Annotated in this window: 1 protein-coding gene; it reads right to left on the minus strand. The window is 60.8% G+C overall.

The annotated features are described in order from the left end of the window. Positions 1 to 19 precede the first annotated feature (19 nt). On the minus strand, positions 20 to 973 hold the full coding sequence (locus AC1D0P_RS25825) for an IS110 family RNA-guided transposase (RefSeq protein WP_477679333.1): 954 nt from the start codon (positions 971 to 973) through the stop codon (positions 20 to 22). Between the last annotated feature and the right edge of the window lie 224 nt (positions 974 to 1197).

A 1197-nucleotide genomic window follows, 5' to 3' on the forward strand; every position in this document is an offset into this window, starting at 1 on the left:
TGAGGTTCTATATTTGTTGTCAAACAGTTTTCGGCAGCAGCTTGGCCGGATCCCAGGGCTGACCCGTCTTCCAGACGGCAAACGCCACCCGCAACAGCTTTCGCCCGAGGATGACGAATGCCTCCGTTGTGGCAAAGCCCTTGGCACGCAGGGCCTGGTAAAGCGGCTTGAGGGCTTTGCTGTGGCTGGCGGCAAAGCCCGCCAGGTACAGCTGCCTGCGCAACTGCGCTGGTCCTCGCTTTGAGAGTTGACGCGCCCCGCGCTTCTTGCCCGAATCGTTGGGGCGAGGGTCCAGGCCACTGTAAGCGACCACGGCGTCCACGTTGGCAAATGGGATACGAGCGAACAGCACCGCCAGCAAGGCGCTGCCCAGAGGACCAAAGCCGGTCACGCTGGCAATGCGCTTGCGCCCCGTCGCCAGCGCGGTGTCAGCGGCGATGAGTTCGTCCACCTGGGCATCAATAGCCGCCAGAAACTGATCGAAGGATTGGTCGAGCCGCTTGAGTTCGCCGGCCAGCTCATGATCGCCCTTGAATGCCTGGCGCACCGATTCCCGCTTGGTCACCAGTGTTGCACGCCGCTCCAGCAGTTCTTCCACGCGCCGCTGGCCTGGATCGCCAGGCCGCCATGCGTGCAGCTTTGCATGATGTTCAGCCCCATACCGGGCGATCAAGACGGCATCRACGCGATCAGTCTTGCCGCGAGCCCCCAGCGCCTTGGCGTAGAAGTGCACGTCCCGCGCATTGAGCACGTACACCTGCATTCCCGCATCGTGAGCACGTTGGGCCAGCAGCCGGTGGTAGATGCCCGTGGACTCCATGGCAACGAGGCTGCCCCTGGGAATCGTCCCAATCCAGGCGTCTATGGCCTTGCGCTCGTTGGAGATGGCYCGAACAGGGCTATAGCCGTGCATCGCAACAACCAGCTCATCCTTGGCGACATCGACACCGTAAATTTCAGTACACCCTTGCATTTCTTTACCTCCAAAGTGGAAAATAAAAGTGCTGGGGTGAAAAGCGCCGCCTGCGACGTCAGCTTGCTTACAGATCGGGGGTCATCACTGAAAAGTGGTGCCGCTCAGTTCCTTATCGACGTTCAAAGGCGGGGTGGGAGAAGTCTCAAACGGTCGGTCCGCGCTAACGGCCGATTGCGAAGCGTGACTCTCCACCCCAGCACCCTAAACATACAAGCGAAGCG

It is taken from the genome of Polaromonas sp. P1_G2 (genome assembly GCF_056405515.1).